Raw genomic sequence first — 25,160 nt, 5'->3', positions numbered from 1 at the left:
CCTCCCATGCCAGACGTAACCTTTACCGTAGACGGCCAGTCCATCACCGCACCCGCGGGCACGCTGCTCATCGAAGCCTGCAAATCCGCCGGCATCCAGATTCCTGCATTCTGCTACTACCCCGGCCTCTCCCTCCAGGCCGCCTGCCGCATGTGCGTCGTCCGCATCGAAAAAATGCCCAAGCTGCAGACCGCCTGCACCACCCCGGTCGCCGAGGGCATGGTCGTCCAGACCGAGACGCCGGAGATCGCCCAGGCCCGCAAGGCCACCCTCGAACTCCTGCTCGGCAACCACCCGCTCGACTGCCCCGTCTGCGACGCCGGCGGCCAGTGCGAGCTGCAGGACATGACCTTCAAGTACGGCGCGGCCTCGTCCTTCTACACCGAACCCAAGAACCACCGCGAAGAGCAGAAGTGGTCCCCCACCGTCTACTTCGACCGCCCGCGCTGCATCCTCTGCTACCGCTGCGTCCGCATGTGCGGCGAAGGCATGGACGTCTACGCCCTCGGCATCCAGAACCGCGGCTCCTCCGCCGTCATCGCGCCCAACATCCCCGCTTCGCAGACCGACGACGGCCTGCAGCACCTCGACTGCGAAGAGTGCGGCATGTGCATCGACGTCTGTCCCGTCGGCGCCCTCACCAGCGACACCTACCGCTATAAAACCCGCCCGTGGGAGATGAACCACGTCGCCACCGTCTGCACCCATTGCGGCGACGGCTGCAAGACCACCCTCGGCGTGCGCGCCACCACCGACGGCACCGAGATCATGCGCGGCGACAACCGCGACAAGTCCGGCATCAACGGCGACTTTCTCTGCAACAAGGGCCGCTACGGCTTCGATTTCGCCAACCGCTCGGACCGCATCACCCAGCCCCTGCTCAAGCAGCCGGATGGCACCTTCAAGCCCGTCACCTGGGAAGAAGCGCTCACGGTCGCAGGCACCCGCCTGCGCGAGATCCGCGACACCCGCGGCGGCAAATCGATCGGCGTCATCGGCGGCAATCGCCTCACCAACGAAGAAGCCTACCTTCTCCAAAAATTCGCGCGCACGGTCCTCGGCACCAACAACATCGACCACCACCGCACCGCGGACTACGTCACCTTTACCGCCGCGCTGGCCGGCCATCGCGACCGCTTCAGCTCGCAGCACGATAACGAAAACGCTCCCGCCATCCTGCTCATCGGCGGCGACCCCACCCAGCAGAACCCGCTCACCGCGTGGAACCTCCGCGCGAATGTCCGCCTGAACCGCGCCCGCCTCTACGTCGCGAACCACGCGGAGATCAAGCTGCGCCGCCAGAGCAAATCCTTCCTCCAGATTGCCTCATTCGGCTACGGTGCCATCGCCAGCTACTTGGCCGGGGACGACAACGCTGCCTCCTCCTCCGCGCTCGACACGGAAACCCTGGCGACATTCCGCGACGCGCTCCGCAACGAGCAGTCGCTCGTCATCCTCATCGGCAACGAGCTCCGCGGTGCCGACCTCCGCCGCCTCATCGAGTTCGGCCTCACCCTGCCCAACACCAAATTCGCCCTTCTGAACGATTACGCGAACGGCCACGGCGCAGCCGACATGGGCCTCCTGCCCGACATGCTGCCCGGCTACGTCCCCGTCGCGAGCGAGCACAGCTACACCACTGAGTACGCCAACCTTTCCACCGAACCCGGCCTCGACCTGGTCCAGATGTTCGACGCCGCGGAAGCCGGCAATCTCGCCGCGCTTTACGTCGTCAACGCCAACGCCGTCGCGCGCTTCTCCGTCGATCCGGCCACACTCAGCAACACCTTTGTCGTCGTGCACGACATGTTCCTCACGGAAACCGCCAAGCTCGCCGACGTCATCCTTCCCTGCGCCAACCTCTACGAAAAGTCCGGCTCCGTCGTGAACAGTTACGGCGACCTGCAACTGGTCAAGAAAGCCGCTGACAAAGCCGGCGTCCGCACCGACCTCGAACTCCTCGTCCGCGTCGCCGACAAGATGGGTGCCGACATCCGCAAGCTCGTTCCCTTCGGCCGCACACAAAAGAACGGCATCCGCGCCGACCTCGGCCAGACCCGCGGTGCGCAGTCCGGTGAGGCCGATCGCCACGCCGTCTTCCTGACCGCCAACAACCTGGAGCCGAAGACCTCCCCGTTCGACCCCTTCGCGGTGCTCGACGAGATTCAGCGCCTTGTCCCCGGCTACGATCTGCTCCGCCTGCAACTGCTCAGCGGCAACGACCAGCACCTCGCCCCCGCCGCCCCCGCCGGCCTCATCCAGATCGACACCGCCCGCCGCGACCTCGTCCTGCCCGCCAACGACAACCTGTTCACCAGCGGCACCCTCGGCCAGTTCAGCCCCAAACTCGTCGAACTCCAGGAAAAATACGCCCACGAACCCATCGGCATCCCGGCCGACTAGACGTCTGTAAACCCGTAGCAAAGCGAAGGAAACTGCTTTTTCACCCCTGCACTACGCCGGACGCATAATGGGGTCACCGCACGAGGGCACGCCAGAGACCATGCACCTGACCGACACCGAAATCTTCATCCTGCTCACGCTGCTCAAGATCGCGGTGGTGCTCGTCATCACGCTCACCTCGGTCGCCTACACCGTCCTGCTCGAGCGCAAGGTGATCGCGCTGGCCCAGAACCGCTGGGGACCCAGCCGGACGGGACCGTTTGGCCTGCTGCAGCCGCTCGCGGACGGCATCAAGCTCTTCCTCAAGGAAGACCTGATGCCGCTGGCCGTCGAGCGCCCGCTCTTCGTCATCGCCCCGATGATCGCGCTGGCCTGCGCTCTGGTTTCCATCGCCGTCGTTCCCTTCGGCAACCTGACCACCTGGCACGGTGTCGACCTCTTTCAGGTCTCCGACGTCAACATCGGCCTGCTCGTCATTCTTGGCATCACCTCCATCGGCGTCTACGGCATCGCCCTTTCGGGCTGGTCGTCTAATAACAAGTACTCGCTGCTCGGCTCCCTGCGCGCCTCGGCGCAGGTCATCAGTTACGAACTCGCGCTCGGCCTTTCGCTGGTTGGCGTTGTCATGCGCGCCGGGTCACTGCGCCTGCGCGACATCGTCGGCTCCCAGACCCACCACGGCCTGCTCAGCTGGAATATTTGGCCGCAGCTTCTCGGCTTTTTCATCTACCTGATGGCCGCCTACGCTGAGACGAATCGCGCCCCCTTCGATCTTCCCGAGGCCGAATCCGAGCTCGTCGCCGGCTATCACACCGAGTACTCGTCGATGAAGTTCGCCATGTTCTTCATGGCGGAATACGCCAACATGATCACTGTCTCCTGCGTGGCCACGCTGCTGTTCTTCGGCGGCGCCACCTCCCCGCTCGGACATCTTCTGCCCGACAACTTCGGCGGCCCGATCCTCACCGCAATCTTCCCCGTCCTCTGGTTCGTCGCGAAGGTCTTCGCCTTCATCTTCCTCTACATCTGGGTCCGCTCCACCCTGCCTCGCTTCCGCTACGACCAGCTCATGAGCTTCGGCTGGAAGTTTCTCCTGCCGCTAGCTATGGTCAACATCGTCGGCACCGCCCTCGTGCTCGCCTTCCGCAGCTAGGGGAGAGCTGCGATGGCGATGGCTATGAGGTTTCTATGAGATGGGTTACAGTCGTTGTGCTCTTGTTAGTTCTCATCGGAGCAGCAGCCTTAATTACGTTGACTTTGAGAGGCCGTCTTGACCATGGAACCTTTCAGGTAGTGAGCACGGTAACCAACGGATCACAAATCGCCCTGTTGGCTAGACGATCGGATTCCGAATCCTTGAGCTCAGACCAAGAGTTCGTTCTCATAACTAATCGCATGCCTTCGAATCAAGATTTACGAGGAGCATTTCATAGTAGCGCGCCTGTGTTTAGTGCGGGTGGTGACCGACTAAGTCTAAGTTGGGAAGGACCGTGACAGCTTAAGATTACGTGTGAAGGCTGCGACATACAGAAGGCTTATGTCGCTCAACGAAAGGAAAGGTACGGGCCGGTGAGCATCAGTTATGTTGGCTTCCCGGCAACTTTTTATCGCTGAGCCTGTCGCAGTTCAAGCGCCGACCGTCTGTTCAGGCGCGCTACAATCATCATTGATCCCACGTCGTAACCTGCACTACCTTTAAGGACTTGCCCCACCGCGACTAGAACGATGCAACTAGCCCTCTTTCTCATCTTCGGCCTGCTGTGCGTTGCAGGAGCACTGAACCTGCTCTTCCAGCGGCACCCCATCAACTCCGCGCTCTCGCTCGTCGTTGTTATGATGTCGCTAGCCGTCATCTACTGGACGCTCGGTGCGGAGTTCCTCGCCGCCGCCCAGGTCATCGTCTACTCCGGCGCGATCATGGTGCTCTTCACCTTCGTCATCATGCTTCTAAACGCTGGCGAAGAGGTCCGCACCCGCGGCTCCAAAGCCGCCTATCTCGCCGGCATCCCCGGCGTCGTTGGCGTGCTCGCCATGCTGACCTTCATTTTTCTACGTGAGAAGAACGCCCTCGGCAACGCCGTCATCGGCGGCGGCATGAACCCCAACGGCGAGTCCAACATCACCGCCATCAGCCGCATCCTTTTTACCGACCTGCTCCTGCCCTTTGAGGTCACCTCGATCCTCATCCTCGTCGCGATTCTCGGCGCCGTCGTCCTCGCGCGCAAGGAGAGCTAGCCGATGCACATCACCCAGCATCAGCTCTTCCTCTTTGCCGGCATCCTGGCCCTCATCGCCATCGCGCTCGCCATCTACTCCGCAAACCGGCCGAAAGGAAAATAGACGTGGTCCCCATCGCCTACTACCTCATCCTGGCCGCAGTGCTCTTCTCTATCGGCATCGGCGCGTTCCTCATCAAGCGCAACATCATTACCGTCTTCATGTCCATTGAGCTCATGCTCAACGCGGTGAACCTCACCTTTGTCGCCTTTGCCCACATGCGCCACGCGCTGCAGGGCCAGCTCTTCGTCTTCTTCGTCATGGTCGTCGCCGCGGCCGAGGCCGCCGTCGGCCTCGCCATCATCATCGCCGTCTTCCGCTCGCGCCAAACCCTCGACGTCGACCAGATCAACCTGATGAAGAACTAACGGGAGCCCTCAAGAAACCTCATGAATCCCGAACACCTCCTCTGGTTCATCCCGCTTCTGCCGCTCGCCGGCTTCCTGCTCAACGGCCTCATCGGCCGCCGCCTCCCACGCCCGGGCGTCGCCGCCATCGCACTCACCTTCTCGGCCCTGCCCGCCCTCCTCGTCGCGTGGCTCTGGCAATATATGCTCTCCACCGGCACCCTCGCCGTCACCGCCAACTCCGCGCCCTGGATGGAGGTCACCGGCTTCGTCGTCCGCTTCGCCTTCACCGTCGACCACCTGACCCTGGTCATGCTCGGCATCATCACCGGCGTCGGCTTCCTCATCCATCTCTACTCCGTCGGCTACATGGCTCACGACGAGGGCTACTGGCGCTTCTTCGCCTACCTCAACCTCTTTCTCTTCTTCATGCTCGTTCTGGTCCTCGCCCAGAGTTTTCTACTGCTCTTCGTTGGCTGGGAGGGCGTCGGTCTCGCCTCCTACCTCCTCATCGGCTTTTACTGGCACAAGCCCGCCGCCAACGCCGCCGCGCGCAAGGCCTTTGTCGTCAACCGCGTCGGCGACTTCGGCTTCCTCCTGGCCATGTTCCTGCTCATCCGGAACTTCGGCACGCTCGACTTTACACAGATCTTCGGCACCATCTCGCTCCACCCCGGCATGCAGGGCGGCATCCTCACCGCGATTGCCCTCCTGCTCGTCGTCGGCGCCGCCGGCAAGTCCGCCCAGATCCCGCTTTACGTCTGGCTGCCCGACGCCATGGAAGGCCCCACGCCGGTCTCGGCCCTCATTCACGCCGCCACCATGGTCACCGCGGGCGTCTACCTCGTCGCCCGCGCCCACGTCCTGTTCGATCGCTCGCCCTTCACCCTCGGCGTCATCGCCATCATCGGCGCGGTCACCGCCCTCTTCGCCGCCACGGTCGGCATGGTGCAGCACGATATCAAGCGCGTCCTCGCCTACTCCACCATCTCGCAGCTCGGCTATATGTTCCTCGGCTGCGGTGTTGCCGCTTACTCCGCCGCGGTCTTCCACCTTATGACCCACGCCTTCTTCAAGGCGCTGCTCTTCCTCGCCGCCGGCTCCGTCATCCACGCCCTCTCCGGCGAGCAGGACATGCGCGTCATGGGCGGCCTTCGGAAGCGCATCCCGGTTACCTTCTGGACCATGACCGCCGGCGTCGTCGCCATCGCCGGCATCCCGCCCTTTGCCGGTTTCTTCTCCAAGGATGAAATCCTCTACCGCGCGTGGGACTCCAGCATTAACCCTGGCCTCGGCAAGCTGGTCTGGGCGGTCGGCCTCATCACCGCCGGCCTCACCTCCTTCTATATGTTCCGCCTCTGGTTCAAGACCTTCTTCGGCCCCGAGCGCTTCGACGAGCACACCCTGGGCACCACGTCCCACGCCGCGCACTCGCCCGCCGCGCACACGGCAGGCAACAACGCCCACGCGGCAGAAGATGAACACGACGAAGGCCAGGCCCACTCCCACGGCGTCCACGAATCGCCGTGGGTCATGCTCACCCCGCTGGTCATCCTCGCCGTCCTCTCCACGGTCGGTGGATGGGTCGGCGTTCCACAGGCACTGGCCGGCTCGAATCAATTCGATCACTTCCTCGCACCCGTCTTCGCCGTCCCCACCACCATTCCCGGGCGCGTCGAAGCCGACATCGCCTCCGAGCTCGCGGGCCGCGGCATCGAACTTACCCTCGCCGCCATCAGCGTCCTCACCGCATTGCTCGGTGCTTTCGTCGCCTACCTCTTCTATTACCGCAAACCCGGCACCCTGGGCGCGCGCGTCGCCGGCACCCCGCTTTATCGCCTTGTCGCCCACAAGTACTACATCGACGAGCTCTACAACGCGTTCATCGTTCTTCCGATCCTCGGTTTCACCCGCCTCGTCCTCGGCGGCCTCATCGAATCCGGCCTCGTCAACGGCTCCGGCCGCCTCGCCGCCTTTGCCACCCAGGCCGCCAGCTCCGGCACCCGCCGCATCCAGTCCGGCAACATTCGCTCCTACGCCGGTTGGCTCGCCGCCGGTGCCGCCGTCGTCATCCTTGTCATGACCTACACCGTCCTCGCCCACGCGGCCACACGATGAACATGCGCCAGACATCCATCAACACTGTCATTTCGACCGGAGCATGCGCGCTCTTTGCGCGTGCGGAGTGGAGAAACCTGCATTTCGTGACGGCTCAGAATTCCGCTCAGAGGCTAGGCACCGTTTCGCCCAGGCTCAACGCCTCAGGGCATCACCACAGAAAGGACCGAGCCTGACATGCATTCCTTCGACCACTCGATCCTCTCCCTTATCATCTTCACGCCGCTCGTGGGCGCACTCGTCCTCGCGCTCCTTCCCGACCGCGGCAAGCTGCAACCCGCCGCCGCCCTCGTCGTCACCCTCATCACCTTCGTCCTCACGTTGCACCTGCCGGCCAACTTCAGCACGACCGGCGTCAGCACCACTTTCGGCTCGCAGCAGACCTTTCGCTTCGTGCAGGATGCCCTCTGGATCCCACGCCCCGAGATCCACTACCATCTCGGCGTCGACGGCCTCGGCATGTGGCTCGTCGTCCTCTCCGGCTTCCTCGCACCGCTCGGCGTCCTGGCCTCCTGGAACGCAATCGCTTCGCGCCGCAAGCTCTTCTACACCCTCTTTCTGCTCCAGCAGGTCGCCATGCTCGGCGTCTTCGTCTCGCTCGACCTCTTCCTCTATTACGCCTTCTGGGAGCTTTCCCTGGTGCCGATGACCATCCTCATCGCCACCTTCGGTCGCACCGAAAACCGCCGCCGCGCCGGCATCAAGTTCTTTCTCTACGCCTTTATTCCATCGGCGCTCCTGCTCGTCGGCATGCTCTGGCTCTACGTCCAGACCGGCACCTTCCAGCTGCCCGAACTCGCCGCACTGGCCGCCTCGCACGCCATCCCCGGTGGGTCGCACGCGCTTTGGCTCTGCTCGCTCGCCTTCCTGGTTGCCTTCGCCGTCAAAGTCCCCGTCTTTCCGCTCCACGGCTGGATGGTCGACGCCTTCGCCGAAGCCCCCACCGCCGCCGTCATGGTGCTCGCCGGCAAGCTCGGCCTCTACTCCATCCTCCGCTTTTCCTTCGGCATCTTCCCGGAGCAGTCCCGCCACATCGCCCCGCTCCTCATCGCGCTAGGCGCCATCGGCATCGTCTACGGCGCCTGCCTCGCCCTCGTGCAGGACGACCTCAAGCGCCTCGCCTCCTTCTCCACCCTCGGCCACCTCAGCTTCTGCGTTCTAGGCATCTTCACCTTTACCGTCAACGGCCTCGACGGCGGCATGTACCAGATCCTGAACCACGGCATCTCCGGCGGCGCGCTCTTCCTTCTCATGGGCATGCTCTTTGAGCGCTACGGCACCTACGACATGCGCGACCTCGGCGGCCTGTCCGGCAAGCTGCCGTGGATGGTCACTCTCTTCGTCATTACCGCGCTCTCCAACGTCGGCCTGCCCGCGCTCAACAGCTTCGTCGGTGAATTCCTCATCCTTAGCGGCACCGCGCAAACCGCGCTCAGCCACCACAGCATGCTCTGGACGACGATCGCCACGACCGGCGTCATCTTCTCTGCCGCCTACCTGCTCACCATGATCCAGCGCGTCTTCTACGCCGACCTCGGCAACATCTCCGCCGAGCGCCGCGGATGGGACCTCACCGCCCGCGAGCACCTCGCCCTCTGGCCCATGGTCGCCCTCTTCGTCATCATGGGCGTCGCCTCGCCCTACTTCACCCGCTTCCTAGACCCCCTCGGCACCACCTACGCCAACGTCCCCGCCGACTTCGAAGGCTCCCGCGCTCGAGCGATCTCCTATCTTCTTCGAAACTCGCACGAGAAGCGCCTCACACTGACCTGTATCAATTGCACTCACGCAGGTCAGCCCTGGCAGCCTGCCATCGACGGCACCAAACAGGGTCAATTCAGCTTCGCGGCTCTACAACACGTACCGCCGATCGCTGAAGACAATGCACGATTGGCTGCAATCATCGCGGAAGCCCAGAAGGAGCAGGCAAAGTGAAGAACCTCCTCGCGCCTCGAAGCAATGTCATTTCGACCGGAGCAGGACGGCTTTATCGTCCTGCGCAGTGGAGAAACCTGCATTTGCAAGCGGCACCGGCCTCACCTAAATGCCTGAAAAATGGAAAGCAGGAGGCCCGCTAATGAACACCTCCAACCTCCTCGCCGTGCAGGGCAATGCCATTTCGACCGGAGCACGCGCGCTCTTTGCGCGTGCGGAGTGGAGAAACCTGCATTTGCAAGCGGCAACGGCCTCACCCAAATGCCTGAAAAATGGAAAGCAGGAGGCTCGCTAATGAACACCCCCAACCTCCTCGCCCTCCTCCCCGAGTACATCCTCACTCTCACCGGCATCGCCATCATGATGCTCGAGCCAGTGCTCCCCATCGGAGCATCCCGCAAGCCCCTCGGCTGGCTCGCCTTCCTCGGCACCGTCGCCGCCGGCATCGCCAGCTTCTTCCAACTCGGCCACGGCACCATCTACGCCTTCAGCAACACCATCCAGGTCGACGGCTACGCGGTCTTCTTCCAGGTCCTCATCGCCGCCATCGTCGCCGTCACCCTGCTCTCCTCCCTCGACTACTTCCAGGGCAACACCGGTCATGCGGGTGAATACTTCGCGCTCACCTGCTTCGGCGCGGTCGGCATGATGCTCATGTCCTGCGCAACCGAACTCCTGGTCGTCTTCATCGGCCTTGAGATCTCCTCCATCTCGACCTACATCATGGCCGGCTTCCGCAAAACCCAGGCCGCGGCCAGCGAAAGCTCCATCAAGTACTTCCTGCTGGGCTCCTTCGCCACCGCCTTTTTCCTCTACGGCATTGCCCTCACCTTCGGCGCCACAGGCTCCACCAACCTCCGCGTCATCGCCCCGGCGCTCGCCTCCACGCAAACTCCGCTGCTGGCCCTGCTCGCCATCGCCATGATCGTCATCGGCATCGGCTTCAAGGTCTCCGCCGCACCATTCCACGTCTGGACCCCCGACGTCTACCAGGGCGCGCCGCCGCCCGTCGTCGGCCTCATGTCCACCGCTCCCAAGGCCGCCGCCTTCGCCGTCCTGCTCCGCATCCTCTTCGGCGGCTTCCCGCTCTTCCAGCCTCGCTGGATGTGGCTCCTCTGGGGCATCGCCGCTCTGTCCATGACCATCGGAAACCTCGGTGCCCTGCTCCAGCGCGACGTGAAGCGCATGCTCGCCTACTCGTCCATCGCGCACGCCGGTTATCTCCTCGTTGCCTTCACCGCCTTCCCGCAGGACGGCATCGCCGCCGCGGCCTTCTACACCGCCGCCTATGCCGCCATGAACGTCGGCGCCTTTGTCGTCATCTCGCTCGTCTCCGGCTACCGCGAACGTCTCCGCACCGGCGAGGACTACACCGGCCTCGCCGTCCAGAACCCTGTGCTCGCCGCCGCCTTCAGCTTCTTTCTGCTTTCCATGATCGGCATTCCCTTCACCGGCGGTTTCTTCGGCAAGTTTTATGTCTTTGCCGGAGCGCTGCACGCCGGCCACGTCTGGCTCGCCGTCATCGGCCTACTCAACTCAGGCGTTGCCTGCTTCTATTACCTGCGCCTGATCGCCCGCGTTTACTCCGTGCCCACCGGCTACTCCGCCGTGCTCGCCATCGACTTCGACCCCGCCGGCTCGACCGACCCGCGCCTCAATCCAGTCCTCGCAGCCGGCCAGTCCACCGCAGCCCTGCCCTCACGCTCCGCCGCCATCCCGGCCTACATCGGCCTCGCCACCTGCTTCCTCGCCACTCTCCTCCTCGGAATCCTCCCCGGCCGCATCCTCAGCTTCATTCAGGCCAGCACAGCCGCCAGCCTCCAGCCCACGCCCGTTGCTGCCAGCCTGCAGCCCAAGCCTTCCACAAAGACCATTGGTCAACGGAGCTGCTGCCCGGTCACGCACAGGTCAGCAGCTGAACTCGCCAGCAAGTAAGCTCCAAGATCCGTCCCAAACATCATCAAGCTCCGCGCCCTCTCCCCTGTTGCCATCCTGAGCGAAGCGAAGGATCTGCTTTCTGCTCAAATCGCCACAGATCTGTCGTTTCGACCGGAGCAGGACAGCTTCACCGTCCTGCGAAGTGGAGAAACCCGCATTGGGGACTGCAACGCCTTCCCTGCCAGTGTCATACTCAGCGAAGCGAAGGAGCTCCTTTTTCCAATCGGACAGCGGTGGAGCGCGCCTAAACCTGTCAAGCCCCTCGTAGCGGTAAACCTGCTACGGTCAGCAACTTACAGCTGGCATGGTATTTCGTTGGAATTAGTAGAATGGAAGCAGGACCAAACAGCAGACCATTAGCCTCGGAGGCATAACTTCTTCAATGGGAGGAACTTACGCGTAAGTTCCTGCGGCACAAGAACTTGGCCGCAAGCCCAAAGCGCATCTGTTGCAGAATGAAGAACTTGAACTGCAAATCAGGGGGGGGTGGAGAGACTCAACTCCACCCGGTCCGAAGTGCAAAAGCCCTCGCCAAAAGGCGAGGGCTTCTTCTTGACCGAAAACGAAGCTTACTGAAGCTTCAGGAAGATAATGACGAACGTGAACAGCGCCAGCGACTCGATAAACGCCAGACCCAGAATCAGAAAGGTGAAGATGCCAGGACGCGCACCAGGATTGCGCGCCAACGCCTCCGCAGCCGAAGCCGTCGCCTTGCCCTGACCCAGACCGCAAAGGCCGGCCGCGATGGCCATGCCGATGCCGGCACCCAGGTAAAGATAACCCTTGGAAGCGGCCGCGGCCGCATCCTGCGCAAACGCCGGCACTGCAATCAGCAGAACCGCCAGCGTCATAAACACATACTTCATCATCTTCATTGTCGAACTCCGCCTTCCAAATTCCCGGCCAGTGGGTGGTTGAGGATCACCGTGCTGTCCCCCTCACGCTGCACGCGGGTCGAACTCCAGCCACGGCGAAGGCACCCTCCGCAACCGTCAAACTTTGCTTGGCTCGGCAACGCCGAAGCCGCTCTCTAATGCTCGTGCGAGACCGCAAGACTCAGATAGATTGTCGCCAACAGCATGAACACATACGCCTGCACCAACGAAACCGCCAGGTGAAGACCCATGAAGATCAATGGAATACCGATCGGAATGAGCGAGAAAAACGCGAGCGTCACCAGGTCGCCGGCGAACATGTTCGCGTACAAACGCACCGTGAGCGAAAGCACGCGCGCCAAGTGCGAGATCAGCTCAATCGGCAGCATCAGCCAGCTGATCCACCAGACCGGCCCCAGAAACTGCTTGATGTACCCGGCGCCATTCGAGCGGATGCCATGGTAGTGATAGTACAAAAAGGTGCACAGTGCCAAGCCAAGGGGAACGACCGGCGTCGCGGTCGGCGCTTCAAACCCGGGAACCAGTCCGAGCAGGTTCATCGCCAGGATGAACAGGCCCAAAACTGTTAAGTAAGTGACGAAGCGCTGGTAGCCCTCGCCGATCACGCTTTCGCCCTGGCCCGCGACAAACTCATGCATCAGCTCGGCGGAGTGCTGTACCGCACCCGGCTTTTCCACGCTCAGCGACACGCGCACCGCGACGAAATACAGCAACAGCAAGACAAACACCAGCAGCTCCATCGCAAAGCCATTGCTGATGGGTGCCGCCGGGTTGGCGACGTGCACGTGCAATCCGCGCAGCAATGCATCGGCAGGCGCGGCAAACAAGTGGTTCAGAAAACGTGTAAAGAAAAGCTGTTCCGGCATCGTTCTGATCTGTTTCTGCTGAGCTAGATTGTGCCGCTGCGCAACAGCCGCAAACCCTCGACAAGCAAAGCAAAAACGCCCATCGAGAGCCCGGCCGCAAGTGCAATCACACTGCCGTGCAGATACTTAAGGCTAACATACAGAACAACGATCACGACCCCGAGCCGAACGATGAAACCCGCCACCGCAAACCCGATCGAGGGCGCTTTGCGGTCCTCCAGCGGAACAGGTTTCGGCAACTGCGCCTGCACCGCATCCTGTGCATCCATCCGGTGCATCAGGGCGGCCATCAGCCGCCGCCATTCGTACAGGCCGCTGGCTGAAATGGCCGCGCCCACCAGCAGCAGCGCCGCCGACTGCCAGCCCCGCAGCAGCCATGCGATCGGCGCGCCGACCACGGCGAATCCAAGCACCAACCAAACCGCGCGTTCGAGGCTGTGCGACGCCTGCGCCTGCGTGTAGGGCGACGGCGGAACGGTCGCCACCACCTGTTCGTCCGGCACGGTCCCGGGTTCGTTCCACGAATCGAGTTCCTGCTCTGGCTGCTCTGACGGTTCAGTCATTCGCCGCTGCTCTTCATGTATTTGCTCGCAACGGTGTAAACCTGAATAAACCCGCCCGCCGCACCCAGCAGAATGCCGACCACGCCGATCCAGTTCTGGTGGTACTTACCGTCCAGCCAGTGCCCAACCAGCCAACCGATCAGGCACCCCGCGGGCAGGCCGATCGCAAGCTGAATCATCGATTCGGCTTTCACCAGATCGCCAAGTGTTCCTTTCGGTTTGCCAGGCGTGCTCATGCGTGACCATTAGAACATTGCGCTGCACGGATGGGTTCCTCACCTCTGGCGAACGAAGGAACAAGGAAGAAGGGTGCGGCTTTTAAGGCACAGCGAAAGCTGTGCCCTTCCGCAACGCAGTCCACGCTGCGGTGTGGCGATGCGAACACTCTTATACTTGCGAAGACACGACAAGAGAGAGGCGCCACGTTGTTTGCATCGGAATTCGAGGAGCGGCTGTTCGAAGAGCGCAAGGAAAAGCTGAGAAAGATCGCCGCACTGGGAGCGCAGGACGGCCTGAGTGAACTGGCCGCCACCTACCCAAACCAGTTCAAGCTGAACCCCGAGGGCGGCGTTCCGGCGATCCGCGCGCAATACGACGACGTTAGCGCTGACGTACTGGTTTCTGAGCATCCGCAGGTTTCTCTGGCCGGCCGTGTCATGGCTCACCGCCGCCAGGGCAAGGCCGGGTTTGCGGTGCTGCAGAACAACGGTCGCCGACTGCAGATTTACGTCCGGCAGGATGCCGTGGGCGAGCGCGCTTTTGAGCTGTACAAGCTGCTCGACCTGGGCGACCATGTCGGCGTCACGGGATACCTTTTCCGGACCAAGACGGGCGAACTGACCATCCACGTTGAGACGCTCACCTTTCTGGCCAAGGCGATGATTCCCTTGCCCGACAAGTTTCATGGGCTGCAGGACATCGAACTGCGGTATCGGCAACGCTACCTGGATTTGTTCACCGATGAGGGCGAGCTGCTGGAAACGTCTGCGCCCACTTCCAGCAGCGCTGTCGCCGAGGAACCCACCTTAGGCTTCGCCGAAGGTGGGGCACGGGCCGAGCTAACGGCTGAGACGAACGCGGAAGAGGTTGCGGCGAGTACTGCCAGCATGCGGCGGCTGCCCGCGCGCGAGGTGTTTGTGAAGCGGGCGCAGGTGCTGAAGGCGTTGCGCAAGTTCTTCGATTCGCGCGGCTATCTGGAAGTGGAAACACCGATGATGCAGCCCATTGCGGGTGGAGCGGCGGCGCGGCCGTTCGTCACGCACCACAACACCATGGACATGGAGCTCTACCTGCGCATCGCGCCGGAGCTTTACCTGAAGCGCCTGGTGGTCGGCGGCCTCGACCGCGTGTACGAGATCAACCGCAACTTCCGCAACGAGGGCATCTCGACCCAGCACAACCCCGAGTTCACGATGCTCGAGTTCTACCAGGCCTACGCGAACTACTGGGATCTGATGGACCTGACGGAAGAGCTCATCACCTTCGTCGCAAATGAGGTCAACGGCACGACGGTCGTCGACTTCCCGCTGCCGAAGGGCCCTCGCGCAGGCGAGATGGTGCAGATCGATCTAAGCAAGTGGCAACGGCTCAGCATGCGTGAGGCGATCTCGAAATTCTGGAAACCTGAATTCGGGGCTGACGCGCCAACACCGCAAGATTTTGCAAGTCTCTCCCCTTTCCAAGCTTTTCTCGAACGAGCGATCCACGCGATCGCGCCCGCTGGAAGGATGGAGCGTGATCCTGAACTAATTCGCAAGGGCGACAAGTCCGCGTTGGGCCGGCAGCGAGTTGCATTCGAAGCTCACCTAACAGAACGACTTGCTCGCTCCAAGAAAGGCGAGCCACTCGGCAGGACCATTTCAGACTTGTTCGAGATAGTGGCCGAAGAGCACCTGATCCAGCCCACGATCATCTATGACTTCCCGCTCGCCGTCTCACCACTCAGCAAAGTCAAACCCGACCAACCCGACTGGGTTGAGCGGTTTGAGTTCTACATTGGCGGCTTCGAGGTCGGCAACGCCTTCAGCGAGCTGAACGACCCGGAGGACCAGCGCCGCCGGTTTGAGGCCCAGCTTGGTGAACGCGAGCGCGGGGACGAAGAGGCGCACCAGATGGATGCCGACTACGTCCGCGCCCTTGCCTACGGCCTGCCGCCCACTGGCGGCGAGGGCATCGGCATCGACCGGCTGACCATGCTGCTGACCGGCTCCCGCTCCATTCGCGACGTAATCCTGTTTCCGCTGCTGCGTCCGGCGAAGAAACCGGTACTCGAAGCGTCCGGCGGAAAACCTTCGAATCCTACCGAGGAATAAACAAGAAGTCCGGGTTACAACAGGAATCATGCGTCCTTGCCTCGTCCGCGCCGTGCGCTGGACCGCCTGCATCGCGGCAGCGGCGCTGTGCGTGCCCTCGGCCACACCGCAGTTGCAGTCGCCGCGCGTCGAGCGCATGGCGACCATCGCGGAGCAGTACCTGCTGCGCAGCATCAACGCGGAGCGATTCTCCAGAAGTCTTCCCGCCGTTCACTTCACAGCGGAACTGCAGGAAGCCGCCTACCGCCACGCCATCAACATGGCCCGCGCAAACTCGCTGGAGCACCAGTTGCGAGGCGAACCGGACCTGCTGCACCGAGGCATTTCCGCCGGAGCGCATTTCACCCGCATTACCGAGAATATCGGGGTTGGTCCGTCGATTCTGGCAATGCACGTCGCCCTGATGCACTCGCCGCACCACCGCGAAAACATTCTGGATGACCAGGTCAGCGCCATCGGTATTGCCGTGGTGCAGGTGCGCGGCGAGTTCTGGGCGGTGGAAGACTTCAGCGACACGGCGGGTTAGCACAATATTGGTCGAGGTCGAGTTCGCCTTGGGAAGAAAAGCCGATCCTTCGCTACGCTTAGAATGACACTGTCTTTCCCAGAAGCACTCAATCCAGCAGAGGAGAATGCATCGGGTGGAGACGACATACACAGACGGGTTAGACCTGCCCTGACCCGAGTTCGGGTTGTGTGGGTGCCGGCGTGGGTTCTGCCATTCGTTTCATCATCGCAAGGCCGCGTTCGCGTGCTTCCTCCCGGGTCTGACCACGCACCAGCATTCCCGCGGGGTTCGGGAGCTCTGCCGTCCAGTCGTGGTGTTCCCGTCGAAGAACGAGGCCGCCGTCGTTTGCTTCCTGTTCCGTCTCAAACGCGTGCAGAACCTTGCCGACTGTCTCCTGCGCCTGGTTCAGCCGGTATACGCTCTCACTACCCTGACGGGCACTCACCACATAGCCGACTTGCTCCATGGTGGCGAGCAACTGCTCGACTTCCCGCTCGTCGGCGTTGCTCACACGGGCAATGGCAGCGGCGGATTGCGATTGACCGGGCTGCCGCGTGAGAGCACCCACCACTTTGCGCTTGAGATTGAAGGTGTGAAGCCAGCCCATGCACGACTGTGATGCGGTCGCTGATCCGTGGGTTACTGGACTACGCGGCAGCGTTGACTCGCTTTGGCAGACGCTCGCTTGCTTGCTGATGCGCCTCCACGGCTGAAACACTGGACAACGTGAACATTCTTTTTGTGGGCGACGTTTTTGGATCGGCGGGGCGCCATATTGTCGCGGAGCACATTGGGCACGTGCTGGAATCGAACGCCGTTGACCTGTGCATTATGAACGGCGAGAACGCGGCGGGTGGGTTCGGCATTACACCCGCGATTGCGGGCGACCTGTTTGACTTGGGGGCGCATGTGATCACGACCGGCAACCACTTCTGGGATAAGAAGGAGCTGCTGGACTGGATCAAGGTTCCGGCGGACTCGCATGACCGTCCACGCCGCGTCATACGCCCCGCCAACTTCGCTCCCACCACGCCCGGTTTCGGCGTGTACCAAGGCGAGCTGCCCAATGGGCAGAGTTACGCGGTGGTGAACCTGCAGGGCCGGGTGTTTATGCAGCAGAACGACGATCCCTTCCGCAAAGCGGATGAACTGCTGCGATCGATCACGGCCAAGGTGATCTTTGTCGATTTTCATGCCGAAGCGACCAGCGAAAAAGTTGCGCTGGGCTGGTACCTGGACGGCCGGGTGACTGCGGTGCTCTGTACGCACACGCATATTCCAACGGCCGACGAGCGAATCCTGCCCGGTGGCACGGCATACCAGACGGACGTGGGCATGAGCGGACCTTACGATTCTGTGATCGGCGTGGAACGCGACGCGGTGATCGAGCGCTTTCTGACGGGCCAGCCGAAAAAGTTCGAAGCAGCGAAAGAGAACCCGAAGATGTGCGCGACCTTGATCGAGTGCGACGGTGGGACCGGTCGCGCCTATGGTGTGCGGCGAATCATGCTGGGAGAGTAAGTGAGGGCGGCCCAAAGGCCGCCCTCACTCATGGTGCGAGTTCGCTCGATTTAACGACGGCGAGCCGGGGTGCGGCGGGCAGGGGTGCGCGCGGGAGTTTTCGCCGCAGCCTTGGCCTGGATTTCGCCACCGGTCAGTTTCACCATCAGCGGCTTCTGCGTGTAGCTGTCAAACGTACCAAGCACTTCCACTGTTGCATCCACAGCGGGTGGGGTCTTCGGCTCCTCTTTCAGGGTCACGTCCACGTCCGCGACCTTGGGATTGGCCTGCTTGGCATCGTCCGTGACTGCCAGCTGCAGGTCCGTACCGCTGATGGAGACGACAACGCCCGACAGGCGAGCTTCCTTACCCTTGATCGGGTTGAACTCTTCGTCCGCCTGATCGCTGGTGCCGTTCTGGATGACGAACATGCGATCCGCCAGGTTGGTCTTGGCCAGGGTCGAGTCGTCCTGCTTGTCGGACGCAAGCACCTGGGTGGCTTGATCGGCCGGGGTCGGGGCCGGCTTGACGGAGGTCTTCAAGCTGTCCGGCATGAACAGGTTGCTGGCCGCGGCGGTCTTGACCGCGTCGTAACCGTCATCGCCACCGTGGTACTTCTTATAGCAATAAGTCGCAACCGGCTGGAACTGGGACTTGTACTGATCGGGCGCAAAGGTCACGGCGCGTGTCGCGTAGAAGGCGCAGCTCAGGTAATCGGGCGGGGTGGACTGGTAGTACGCCGTGCCCAGGTAGTAGGTGTCCTGCAGGGTGACGCCCGGCGTCTTCGTCTGATCCTCGGGAACTGCCTTCAGCTCTGAGGTATAGGCGGCGATGGCGCCAGGGTAGTCCTTCTTACCGATAGCGTCGATGCCGATCGCGCTATAGAACGTTGGCGCGAGCTGCTTGGTCACGGTGTCCCACTGTGCCTGCTCGACGCTGGCCGGCTTGGTCGCGGCAAGACCACGGGTGGCATAACCGGCTGCCTTGTCATAGTTCGGCTGGCGGGTCGCGGCGTCCGTTGCGGTATCGCCCTGCGACTTCGCGGCAGAGGTCGCGATGAAGAGCCCCTGGATGTTGTTCGGGTCCGCCTGAAGCAGCCGGTCTGCAGCGTCTGCGGCCTTGGCCCAGTTCTGCTGGCTGTAATATGCGACCGTAAGCTGCTGCAGAACAGCGGCTTTCACGCTGCTCTGGGGATACTGGGTCAGAAACGCTTCAGCGGCGGCTGCCTTTGCAGCGGGGTCTGCGGCCGAACCCACGTTCTGGTACGCGGCGTATTCCGGCTGCGAGAGCTGCACCTGTCCACCTGCTGCGGCCTGTGATCCTGCAGCTGGCTGACTTCCGGCTGCGGGCTCAGTTGTCGGGGCCGCCTGTGCTGCCGCCGAATACGGAACGGCTGCAATGGCTGCGGCCGCAAGCATCGAGGCGAAAATTGCCTTCTTCATCAAACACTCCCTGTGTGGTTCTAAAGCTGCTGTTCCACTGTGAGAAGTCAGCAGTGCAAGTACAGCGGTACGATGCAAGCACTTTAACAGGTGTCACCCCGAAAGCGGGCAGAGCTGGCGTTTTCGATCGAAACGAGAGGCCACGATGCAGAAGGAACTCTGCTCTGAGTTCCAGAGAAGCAATGATTCCGCACCTGTCGGAGACTGGGCGGCGTACGCGAGGTTCGCTACTTTCCTTTCTGCGAGACGGATGACTCCCTCGACTGATGGCGTTTCCAGCCGCCTTATCCACAACTAATAGTGGGTACCTTGCTTGATTCTGGCGGCAGACGCTTCTAGCCTGAAGGTATCCATGCCGGTCCAACTGGAAGGCCGTGGTAGCGCACACGACATTGTGCGGTGATGGTGGGGTCTAGCTTGCTTAAGCTCAAACGCGTTCAGATTCTCGGGTTCAAATCATTTTGCGATCGCACGGACATGCAGCTTTCCGGCAACGGCATCGCCGTTGTTGTGGGGCCGAATGGCTGCGGCAAATCGAATATCTCTGACGCGATTACCTGGGTGCTGGGCGAGCAGTCGGCGAAGAGCCTGCGCGGGATCAAGATGGAAGACGTGATCTTCGCCGGCACGCGTGACCGGAAGCCGACCGGGATGGCCGAGGTGTCGTTGACGCTGGTCGATCCCGAGGTCTACGACGGGCACGACCTGAACGAACCTGTTGCCATCGATTCCGCCACGGTTGGAGACTGGGACGAGGCTGCCGAACGCCGTGCGGCCGCCGAGGCGACCGATGCCGCTGTAGCGGAGGCGCAGCCCGGTCCGCTGCAGCCGGGCGACGAAGAAGAGGAAATCCTGGGAGACGAAGTCTCCCCCAGCATGGAGGTAGCTGTAGGAGCGCCAATTGGCGGCGATGCGACCGCAACCCAGGCACCCGCGGGCGTGGTGCTGAAGATGCGCCGCCGCAAGTTCAATCGCGCCCCGGTGCGCGCGGGCGAGATCACAGTCACGCGCCGCCTTTTCCGTTCCGGGGATTCGGAGTACCTGCTGAACGGCAAGCTGTGCCGTCTGCGCGACATCCAGGACATCTTTTTCGGAACCGGTTTGTCCGGCGAAAACTACGCCATCATCGGGCAGGAGCGCATCGGCCAACTGCTCAGCTCCAAGCCGCTTGACCGCCGCTCGATCATTGAAGAGGCCGCCGGGATTACGCGTTTCAAGACGAAGAAGCGGCTGGCCGAGCTGCGGCTCGAGGCCGCCAAGCAGAACCTGGCTCGCGTCGATGACATCTTTGACGAGGTCACCAGGCAGCTGGCTTCGCTGAAACGGCAGGCCGCCAAAGCCGAGCGATACGGCGAACTGCGCGACGACCTTCGCGGCAAATTACGCATTGTTTTGCGCAGCCGCTTGCTGCACATGGACGGCGAGCAGCAGCTTGCGAACGCGGCCGTAACCGAACTGACCACGAAGATCGACATTCACGCGGGCACGCTGGAGTCGCTGGAAGCCGAGCACGGCGCAGGCGTCGCGCGCGGCTACGAGCTGGATGAAGAGCTGCGCTCCGCCAACGGGCGCGTGAACGAAACGCGAGTGGAAATCGAGCGCGCCACGGCCCGCATGCACTCCAACACCGACCGCGTGCAGGACTTGGCCGCGCGCCTGGCCAGCGGTGCCGATGAGTTGCAGCAGGTCAAGCATCACCTGGAAGCGCTGCGCGCCGACCGCGACGGCCTGCAGCTTTTTCTGGAGACCGCAACCACCGACACCACCGCCGCACGCAACGCCGCCCAGGCCAGGCAGCGCGAAGCGTCCGAATCCGCCGCGCAGGTCAACAACGCCGACCGCGAGGCCTCGCAGGGCCGTCATCAGAGCATGCAACTGGTGCAGCGGATCAGCCAGGTACACCGCGAAGAGGCACAGGCAACCGAGTCACTGGCCGGCCTGGATCGGGAAGCGCAACGCCTGCAAACCGAGAGCGAGACGGCGCACCACGAACTGGAAGCGCTCGGCAGGCAGCGTGGCCAAGTGTCTATTGCCTTTGAGAGCGTGAGCGATCGGCTGAAGCGGCTGGAAGCGGAGATCGCGCAGTTGCGGCTGGACCTGGAGGCGCGCCGCCGGGAGGAAATGGAGACCCGCCGCCGCGGTGACCATCTGCGCGCCGAGGCCGCGACGCTGCTGGGCCGCAAGAACTCCCTTGAGTCGCTCATTCGCGACCACAGCTACTCCACAGAAACAGTGCGCAAGATCTTTAAGGCAAATCAGGCTGGCGCGAGCGTATCGCCAGTCGGTACGCTTGCCGATTTCCTGGAAGTCGACGACCAGTATGGCGCTGTTGTGGACGAGTTCCTGCGCGAGGAGCTGAACTACATTGTCGTGAAGAGTTGGGACGCGGCGGATCACGGCATCGGCATGCTCAAGGGCAACGTGGACGGCCGTGCCACCTTCCTCGTCCACGAGGAGAACCCGCAGACCGGCTTCCCTTTTGCCGGTGGCATGGAAAGCCGGGCGCAGAACGTCGGCCGTGTGCAGCCATTAAAGAACTGCATCCGTGTGCTGAACGGCTTTGGCCGCTCGCTTGAGGTGGTGCTGCCCAAGCTGCGCGAAGGCTACATCGCGCCGGACAGCAACACGGCACGTTCCCTGGCGCTCGACAATCCCGAAGCGTTCTTTCTTTCGCCGACCGGCGAGACATTCCACAATTTGACCGTGACCGGTGGCAAAGCTCGCAGCGAAGGTCCTCTGGCACTGAAGCGCGAGCTGCGCGAAATCCAGGAGAAGCTGACGCAGGTTCAGCAGGAGCTAAGCAACACCGAGCTTTCGGTGGGCGGCCTGACCAGGCAAATCGCCGAGCACCAGCACACGCTGGAGGGCAGGCAGAATGAGCGCCGTGACGCCGAGCGCGAAGCCGCCAACAGCGGCGCGGCTCTGCGCCAGATGGAGTCCGAGGCCGCCCGCATTGAGCGCCGCTTGAATGACTGGCAGCTGCACTCCGAGCGAAACCGCGACGCGCGTGCGCAGAAGCAGGACCTGATCGAGCAGAAGCAGGCCGAAGCGGCGCAGCTGACCGCCGAGCGCGAGGCCGTCGACGTGCGCGTGAACGAAGCGGTACTGCGAGTCGACGACCTGCGCCGCAAGCGCGAAGAGGTGCAGGCCGCCGCGGCTGCCGCATCCGCCGCGCTGGCCGGTTTGGAGGAGCGCCGCCGCAATGCCTCTGCCAATGTTGAGCAGAACCAGCGCATGCAGAACACGCAGCAGCAGCGCCAGATGCAGCTCGAATCACAGATCGCGGCGAACACGGCAGAGTGTGCGCGGCGTGAGGAAGAGAACGTTCAGCTTGCCGCGCAACACACGGAGTTGAGCTCCGCGCGGGAGCAATCCACCGCCGATGCGCAGCGGCTCACTGCGGAAGCCACGTCGCTGCGAGCTTCGCTTGCGGAAAAGAACACCGCCCTGCGCACGTTGCGCGCCGAGGTGGAGGCACTCCGCGACCAACGCGGCACGCTGCAGCAGAAGATCGCGAAGCTGACCAGCGACATCGAGCACCTGGAAGAGCAGACACTCGAAGACCTTGCCGTGGAAGCCGCCGCCCTGCGCGCCGACGAAACCGTGCAGCACATTCGTGACGCGGCAGCGCTGGCCGAATCCGAGCAGGAGACACGCACGCTCAAAGGCAAGCTGGAAGCCATGGGCCCGGTAAACATGATGGCGCTTGAGGAGTTTGCCGAGGCGCAGCAACGCCATGAGTTTCTGGAAACGCAGCGCAAAGACCTGCTCGATTCCATCGGCAATACGCAGGCCTCGATCAAGGAAATCGACGAGATCAGCAAGGCCAAGTTCGATGAGGCATTCGAAATCATCAACAAGAACTTCGGCGAGACGTTCGTGAAGCTCTTCGGCGGTGGCCAGGCATTTATGAAGCTGACGGACGAGGCGAACTCCGCCGAAAGCGGCATCGACCTGGTTGCGTCACCACCGGGCAAAAAGCTGCAAAATGTGCTTCTGCTTTCGGGCGGCGAAAAGGCGCTCACCGCGCTCTCGCTACTGGTCGGCATCTTCGAATTCCAGCCCAGCCCTTTCTGCGTGCTGGACGAAGTGGACGCGCCGCTGGATGAGACCAACGTTGGCCGCTTCGCGCGCCTCATTCACGAGATGAGCAAGCAAACGCAGTTCGTCGTGATCACGCACCATAAGCGCACGATGAGCGAAGCCGACGTGATCTACGGCGTCACGATGCAGGAGCCTGGCGTGAGCAAGATCGTGAGCGTCAACCTGAACCGGGCCGAGCGCCGCGTCGCGTAAACTGACGGCCAGGAGGACGGAATGCGCGAAGACAAGCTGAACGTAGCTAAGAATCTGGTAAGGCTGCACAAGGAGATTGAGCCAAACCTGGAACGTGCGTTTCTTCTGACCTCAGCAGAAGATGATTTGGAACATGAGCCGATCAAATTGCTGGAAGTGGTGGAAGGCGCTGTTGAGGCCGGTGTCATGCCGATCTACGTTCGACCCGACGCGAAGAACGGTATCCCGTTTGCATCTGTGATCGTTGAGCTTTCACCTGCAGAGTACGAAACCTTTTGTAATACCCCCGTAATCCCGGGAGAAAACTGGAGCGTGGGTCAGGAGCTGGCTCTGCAGTGAAGAGCGGTGTCCATCCGAGCCAGCTTCAAATTGCGTTCGGGCGACAGGCCATGTCCGACTTCGACGTATATCACTTGCTGACGCGTACCGATGTTATTGCGACCTGTCACCGCCTTCACTATCTCCAGATGGCTGCTGAGAAGGCTTGCAAAGCATACTTGTACTCACTGCAGCGCGGCCCTGCGAAGTATCTTTACGATCACGAAGTTGTTGAGAAGGTAGTTAGCTTACAACTACGGCAGCCGCAGTATCGTGCCTACGCTGGTGCTTTGCGCCGAGTCATCCGCACTCACGCTTACCAGATCGACCGGCTCGCACCTGCGGTGGACCGCATCGCACGTCCGGACAACTGCGAGTACCCATGGATCACGCCAGACGGCTGGGTTCTCGTACCTTCCGAGTATCCCTTCCCCCAACTCGATGATCAGGACAGGCGCTTCTTTGCGACACTAAAGCTCTTACGGGAGCTGGCAAGAAGCATGGCGCATTCATTATGAGCACTTTCGGCCTGCCGCACGTTCTCTCCGGCAAAGTGCGCGACCTGTATGACGCGGGCGATGACCGGCTGCTGTTCGTCGCGTCCGACCGCATCTCAGCCTTCGATAACGTGCTCGCCAGCACCATACCCGGCAAGGGCAAGGTGCTTACGCAACTTTCCCTTTTCTGGTTCGACTATCTACGCGATATAGTGCCGAATCATCTGATCACGGCCGCGGTCGATGCCTACCCGCCAGTTCTTCGCCCGTTTCACAGCGAACTGGACGGCCGCAGCATGCTGGTGCGTCGTGCGCGCATGGTGCCGGTGGAGTGCGTAGCACGCGGTTACCTTTCCGGTTCGGGCTGGAAAGATTACCAGCGCGACGGCTCGGTCTGCGGCATTCCCCTTCCCGCTGGCTTGCGTGAGAGCGATCGCCTGCCGCAACCGATCTTCACGCCGGCGGCGAAGAGCCACTCCGGGCACGACGAGAACATCGATTTCGACGCGGTTGTCGCGAACGTCGGTGCACCTTTGGCGGAGCAATTACGCGAACTCACGCTCCGCATCTATGCCACGGCGACGGCCCACGCGGAGAGCAAGGGCCTGATTCTGGCGGACACAAAATTTGAATTCGGCTTCGTGTCCGGAACCGACCTGAACGGCAGCTACGCCGAGCATGGCACCGGGGGCGACGGCGGCGTGCTGGTGCTGGCAGACGAGGTGCTGACGCCTGACTCCTCCCGCTATTGGCTGGCTAGCGGTTACGCACCGGGGGGCGCGCAGCCGTCCTTTGACAAGCAATTTGTGCGCGACTACCTGCTTTCGATTCGCTGGAATCAGCAGCCGCCAGCGCCGGCCCTGCCCGACGAAGTTATAAGCCAGACGCGTGCAAAGTATGTACAAGCGTTTGAGGCACTTACCGGCAGTCATTTAGAGTTCTAA

The 25,160-nt window shown here is 62.3% G+C and carries 21 protein-coding genes; 15 read left to right on the top strand and 6 right to left on the bottom strand.

The genetic code is table 11. From position 1 onward, the window contains the following. The first annotated feature begins 6 nt into the window (after positions 1–6). The 8 genes from ACOFKT_RS06040 to ACOFKT_RS06005 all read left to right on the top strand — a co-directional run bounded on the left by ACOFKT_RS06040 (position 7) and on the right by ACOFKT_RS06005 (position 11,015). Positions 7–2,403 carry a molybdopterin-dependent oxidoreductase gene (locus ACOFKT_RS06040; protein ID WP_419806511.1) on the top strand — a complete coding sequence of 799 codons (2,397 nt, stop codon included), beginning with the start codon at positions 7–9 and terminating at the stop codon, positions 2,401–2,403. 100 nt (positions 2,404–2,503) lie between these two features. Next, positions 2,504–3,556, top strand: a complete 1,053-nt coding sequence (gene nuoH, locus ACOFKT_RS06035) for an NADH-quinone oxidoreductase subunit NuoH (RefSeq protein ID WP_419806510.1) — start codon at positions 2,504–2,506, stop codon at positions 3,554–3,556. Positions 3,557–4,128: 572 nt separating this feature from the next. Then, positions 4,129–4,638, top strand: coding sequence for an NADH-quinone oxidoreductase subunit J (locus ACOFKT_RS06030; protein WP_419806509.1), 510 nt, complete (start codon positions 4,129–4,131; stop codon positions 4,636–4,638). A 107-nt stretch (positions 4,639–4,745) separates the two neighbouring features. After that, positions 4,746–5,048, top strand: coding sequence for an NADH-quinone oxidoreductase subunit NuoK (gene nuoK, locus ACOFKT_RS06025; protein ID WP_263412735.1), 303 nt, complete (start codon positions 4,746–4,748; stop codon positions 5,046–5,048). Positions 5,049–5,069: 21 nt separating this feature from the next. Further along, complete coding sequence (gene nuoL, locus ACOFKT_RS06020) at positions 5,070–7,145, top strand: NADH-quinone oxidoreductase subunit L (protein ID WP_419806508.1); 2,076 nt, start codon at positions 5,070–5,072, stop codon at positions 7,143–7,145. Between the two features lie 177 nt (positions 7,146–7,322). Then, complete coding sequence (locus ACOFKT_RS06015) at positions 7,323–9,080, top strand: complex I subunit 4 family protein (RefSeq protein ID WP_419806507.1); 1,758 nt, start codon at positions 7,323–7,325, stop codon at positions 9,078–9,080. Positions 9,081–9,222: 142 nt separating this feature from the next. Continuing rightward, a complete protein-coding gene (locus ACOFKT_RS06010; RefSeq protein ID WP_419806506.1) occupies positions 9,223–9,375 on the top strand; it encodes a hypothetical protein in 153 nt (50 codons plus the stop codon). Continuing rightward, positions 9,375–11,015 (top strand): NADH-quinone oxidoreductase subunit N, encoded by a 1,641-nt coding sequence (locus ACOFKT_RS06005; RefSeq protein ID WP_419806505.1) that lies wholly within the window; start codon positions 9,375–9,377, stop codon positions 11,013–11,015. The genes ACOFKT_RS06010 and ACOFKT_RS06005 overlap by 1 nt, the downstream gene beginning before the upstream one ends. A 572-nt stretch (positions 11,016–11,587) precedes the next feature. Here the strand turns inward: ACOFKT_RS06005 and ACOFKT_RS06000 are convergent. The 4 genes from ACOFKT_RS06000 to ACOFKT_RS05985 all read right to left on the bottom strand — a co-directional run bounded on the left by ACOFKT_RS06000 (position 11,588) and on the right by ACOFKT_RS05985 (position 13,579). Continuing rightward, positions 11,588–11,893: an ATP synthase F0 subunit C gene (locus ACOFKT_RS06000; RefSeq protein WP_419806504.1), complete on the bottom strand. Its 306-nt coding sequence runs from the start codon at positions 11,891–11,893 to the stop codon at positions 11,588–11,590. A gap of 155 nt (positions 11,894–12,048) precedes the next feature. Continuing rightward, positions 12,049–12,780, bottom strand: a complete 732-nt coding sequence (gene atpB, locus ACOFKT_RS05995; RefSeq protein WP_419806503.1) for a F0F1 ATP synthase subunit A — start codon at positions 12,778–12,780, stop codon at positions 12,049–12,051. A 23-nt stretch (positions 12,781–12,803) separates the two neighbouring features. Beyond that, positions 12,804–13,283 carry a hypothetical protein gene (locus ACOFKT_RS05990; RefSeq protein ID WP_419806502.1) on the bottom strand — a complete coding sequence of 160 codons (480 nt, stop codon included), beginning with the start codon at positions 13,281–13,283 and terminating at the stop codon, positions 12,804–12,806. A gap of 56 nt (positions 13,284–13,339) precedes the next feature. After that, positions 13,340–13,579, bottom strand: coding sequence for an AtpZ/AtpI family protein (locus tag ACOFKT_RS05985; RefSeq protein ID WP_419806501.1), 240 nt, complete (start codon positions 13,577–13,579; stop codon positions 13,340–13,342). 189 nt (positions 13,580–13,768) lie between these two features. Between ACOFKT_RS05985 and ACOFKT_RS05980 the strand changes: the two genes are divergently transcribed. Both ACOFKT_RS05980 and ACOFKT_RS05975 read left to right on the top strand, forming a co-directional pair. Continuing rightward, a complete protein-coding gene (locus ACOFKT_RS05980; protein WP_419806500.1) occupies positions 13,769–15,655 on the top strand; it encodes a lysine--tRNA ligase in 1,887 nt (628 codons plus the stop codon). 28 nt (positions 15,656–15,683) lie between these two features. After that, entirely contained in the window at positions 15,684–16,181 is a 498-nt protein-coding gene (locus ACOFKT_RS05975; protein ID WP_419806499.1) for a CAP domain-containing protein, read from the top strand. A gap of 139 nt (positions 16,182–16,320) precedes the next feature. Here the strand turns inward: ACOFKT_RS05975 and ACOFKT_RS05970 are convergent, their stop codons facing one another. Further along, entirely contained in the window at positions 16,321–16,770 is a 450-nt protein-coding gene (locus tag ACOFKT_RS05970) for a hypothetical protein (protein ID WP_419806498.1), read from the bottom strand. 119 nt (positions 16,771–16,889) lie between these two features. On the opposite strand from ACOFKT_RS05970, the gene ACOFKT_RS05965 reads away from it, so the two are divergent. Continuing rightward, positions 16,890–17,684 carry a TIGR00282 family metallophosphoesterase gene (locus ACOFKT_RS05965; RefSeq protein WP_419806497.1) on the top strand — a complete coding sequence of 265 codons (795 nt, stop codon included), beginning with the start codon at positions 16,890–16,892 and terminating at the stop codon, positions 17,682–17,684. A gap of 50 nt (positions 17,685–17,734) precedes the next feature. Here ACOFKT_RS05965 and ACOFKT_RS05960 read toward each other — a convergent pair whose 3' ends face one another. After that, on the bottom strand, positions 17,735–19,105 hold the full coding sequence (locus tag ACOFKT_RS05960; RefSeq protein ID WP_419806496.1) for a tetratricopeptide repeat protein: 1,371 nt from the start codon (positions 19,103–19,105) through the stop codon (positions 17,735–17,737). A gap of 402 nt (positions 19,106–19,507) precedes the next feature. Here ACOFKT_RS05960 and smc point away from each other — a divergent pair, with 402 nt between their 5' ends. Genes smc through ACOFKT_RS05940 form a run of 4 tightly spaced genes read left to right on the top strand, consistent with a single transcriptional unit; the run spans position 19,508 to position 25,160 of the window. Continuing rightward, positions 19,508–23,401 (top strand): chromosome segregation protein SMC, encoded by a 3,894-nt coding sequence (gene smc / locus ACOFKT_RS05955; RefSeq protein ID WP_419806495.1) that lies wholly within the window; start codon positions 19,508–19,510, stop codon positions 23,399–23,401. 21 nt (positions 23,402–23,422) lie between these two features. Then, entirely contained in the window at positions 23,423–23,740 is a 318-nt protein-coding gene (locus ACOFKT_RS05950; RefSeq protein WP_419806494.1) for a hypothetical protein, read from the top strand. A gap of 50 nt (positions 23,741–23,790) precedes the next feature. Continuing rightward, a complete protein-coding gene (locus ACOFKT_RS05945; RefSeq protein WP_419806493.1) occupies positions 23,791–24,237 on the top strand; it encodes a hypothetical protein in 447 nt (148 codons plus the stop codon). Beyond that, complete coding sequence (locus ACOFKT_RS05940; RefSeq protein WP_419806492.1) at positions 24,234–25,160, top strand: phosphoribosylaminoimidazolesuccinocarboxamide synthase; 927 nt, start codon at positions 24,234–24,236, stop codon at positions 25,158–25,160. The genes ACOFKT_RS05945 and ACOFKT_RS05940 overlap by 4 nt, the downstream gene beginning before the upstream one ends.

Origin of the sequence: Terriglobus sp. (assembly GCF_965201105.1) — a bacterium.
Lineage (GTDB): Bacteria > Acidobacteriota > Terriglobia > Terriglobales > Acidobacteriaceae > Terriglobus.
Note: the sequence above shows the minus strand (reverse complement) of the source record. Positions and strands in the feature narration are given on the sequence as shown.

Bases quoted from the DNA above. Each gene is read 5' to 3' on its own strand.
- ACOFKT_RS06030 (WP_419806509.1), top strand. From the start codon at position 4,129: ATGCAACTAGCCCTCTTTCTCATCTTCGGCCTGCTGTGCGTTGCAGGA.
- ACOFKT_RS06005 (WP_419806505.1), top strand. From the start codon at position 9,375: ATGAACACCCCCAACCTCCTCGCCCTCCTCCCCGAGTACATCCTCACT.
- smc (WP_419806495.1), top strand. From the start codon at position 19,508: ATGGTGGGGTCTAGCTTGCTTAAGCTCAAACGCGTTCAGATTCTCGGG.
- ACOFKT_RS05945 (WP_419806493.1), top strand. From the start codon at position 23,791: ATGTCCGACTTCGACGTATATCACTTGCTGACGCGTACCGATGTTATT.
- ACOFKT_RS05960 (WP_419806496.1), bottom strand. From the start codon at position 19,105: ATGAAGAAGGCAATTTTCGCCTCGATGCTTGCGGCCGCAGCCATTGCA.
- ACOFKT_RS06000 (WP_419806504.1), bottom strand. From the start codon at position 11,893: ATGAAGATGATGAAGTATGTGTTTATGACGCTGGCGGTTCTGCTGATT.
- ACOFKT_RS06015 (WP_419806507.1), top strand. From the start codon at position 7,323: ATGCATTCCTTCGACCACTCGATCCTCTCCCTTATCATCTTCACGCCG.
- ACOFKT_RS05950 (WP_419806494.1), top strand. From the start codon at position 23,423: ATGCGCGAAGACAAGCTGAACGTAGCTAAGAATCTGGTAAGGCTGCAC.
- ACOFKT_RS05970 (WP_419806498.1), bottom strand. From the start codon at position 16,770: ATGGGCTGGCTTCACACCTTCAATCTCAAGCGCAAAGTGGTGGGTGCT.
- atpB (WP_419806503.1), bottom strand. From the start codon at position 12,780: ATGCCGGAACAGCTTTTCTTTACACGTTTTCTGAACCACTTGTTTGCC.
- ACOFKT_RS05940 (WP_419806492.1), top strand. From the start codon at position 24,234: ATGAGCACTTTCGGCCTGCCGCACGTTCTCTCCGGCAAAGTGCGCGAC.
- ACOFKT_RS05975 (WP_419806499.1), top strand. From the start codon at position 15,684: ATGCGTCCTTGCCTCGTCCGCGCCGTGCGCTGGACCGCCTGCATCGCG.
- nuoL (WP_419806508.1), top strand. From the start codon at position 5,070: ATGAATCCCGAACACCTCCTCTGGTTCATCCCGCTTCTGCCGCTCGCC.
- nuoH (WP_419806510.1), top strand. From the start codon at position 2,504: ATGCACCTGACCGACACCGAAATCTTCATCCTGCTCACGCTGCTCAAG.
- ACOFKT_RS05985 (WP_419806501.1), bottom strand. From the start codon at position 13,579: ATGAGCACGCCTGGCAAACCGAAAGGAACACTTGGCGATCTGGTGAAA.
- ACOFKT_RS06010 (WP_419806506.1), top strand. From the start codon at position 9,223: ATGAACACCTCCAACCTCCTCGCCGTGCAGGGCAATGCCATTTCGACC.
- ACOFKT_RS06040 (WP_419806511.1), top strand. From the start codon at position 7: ATGCCAGACGTAACCTTTACCGTAGACGGCCAGTCCATCACCGCACCC.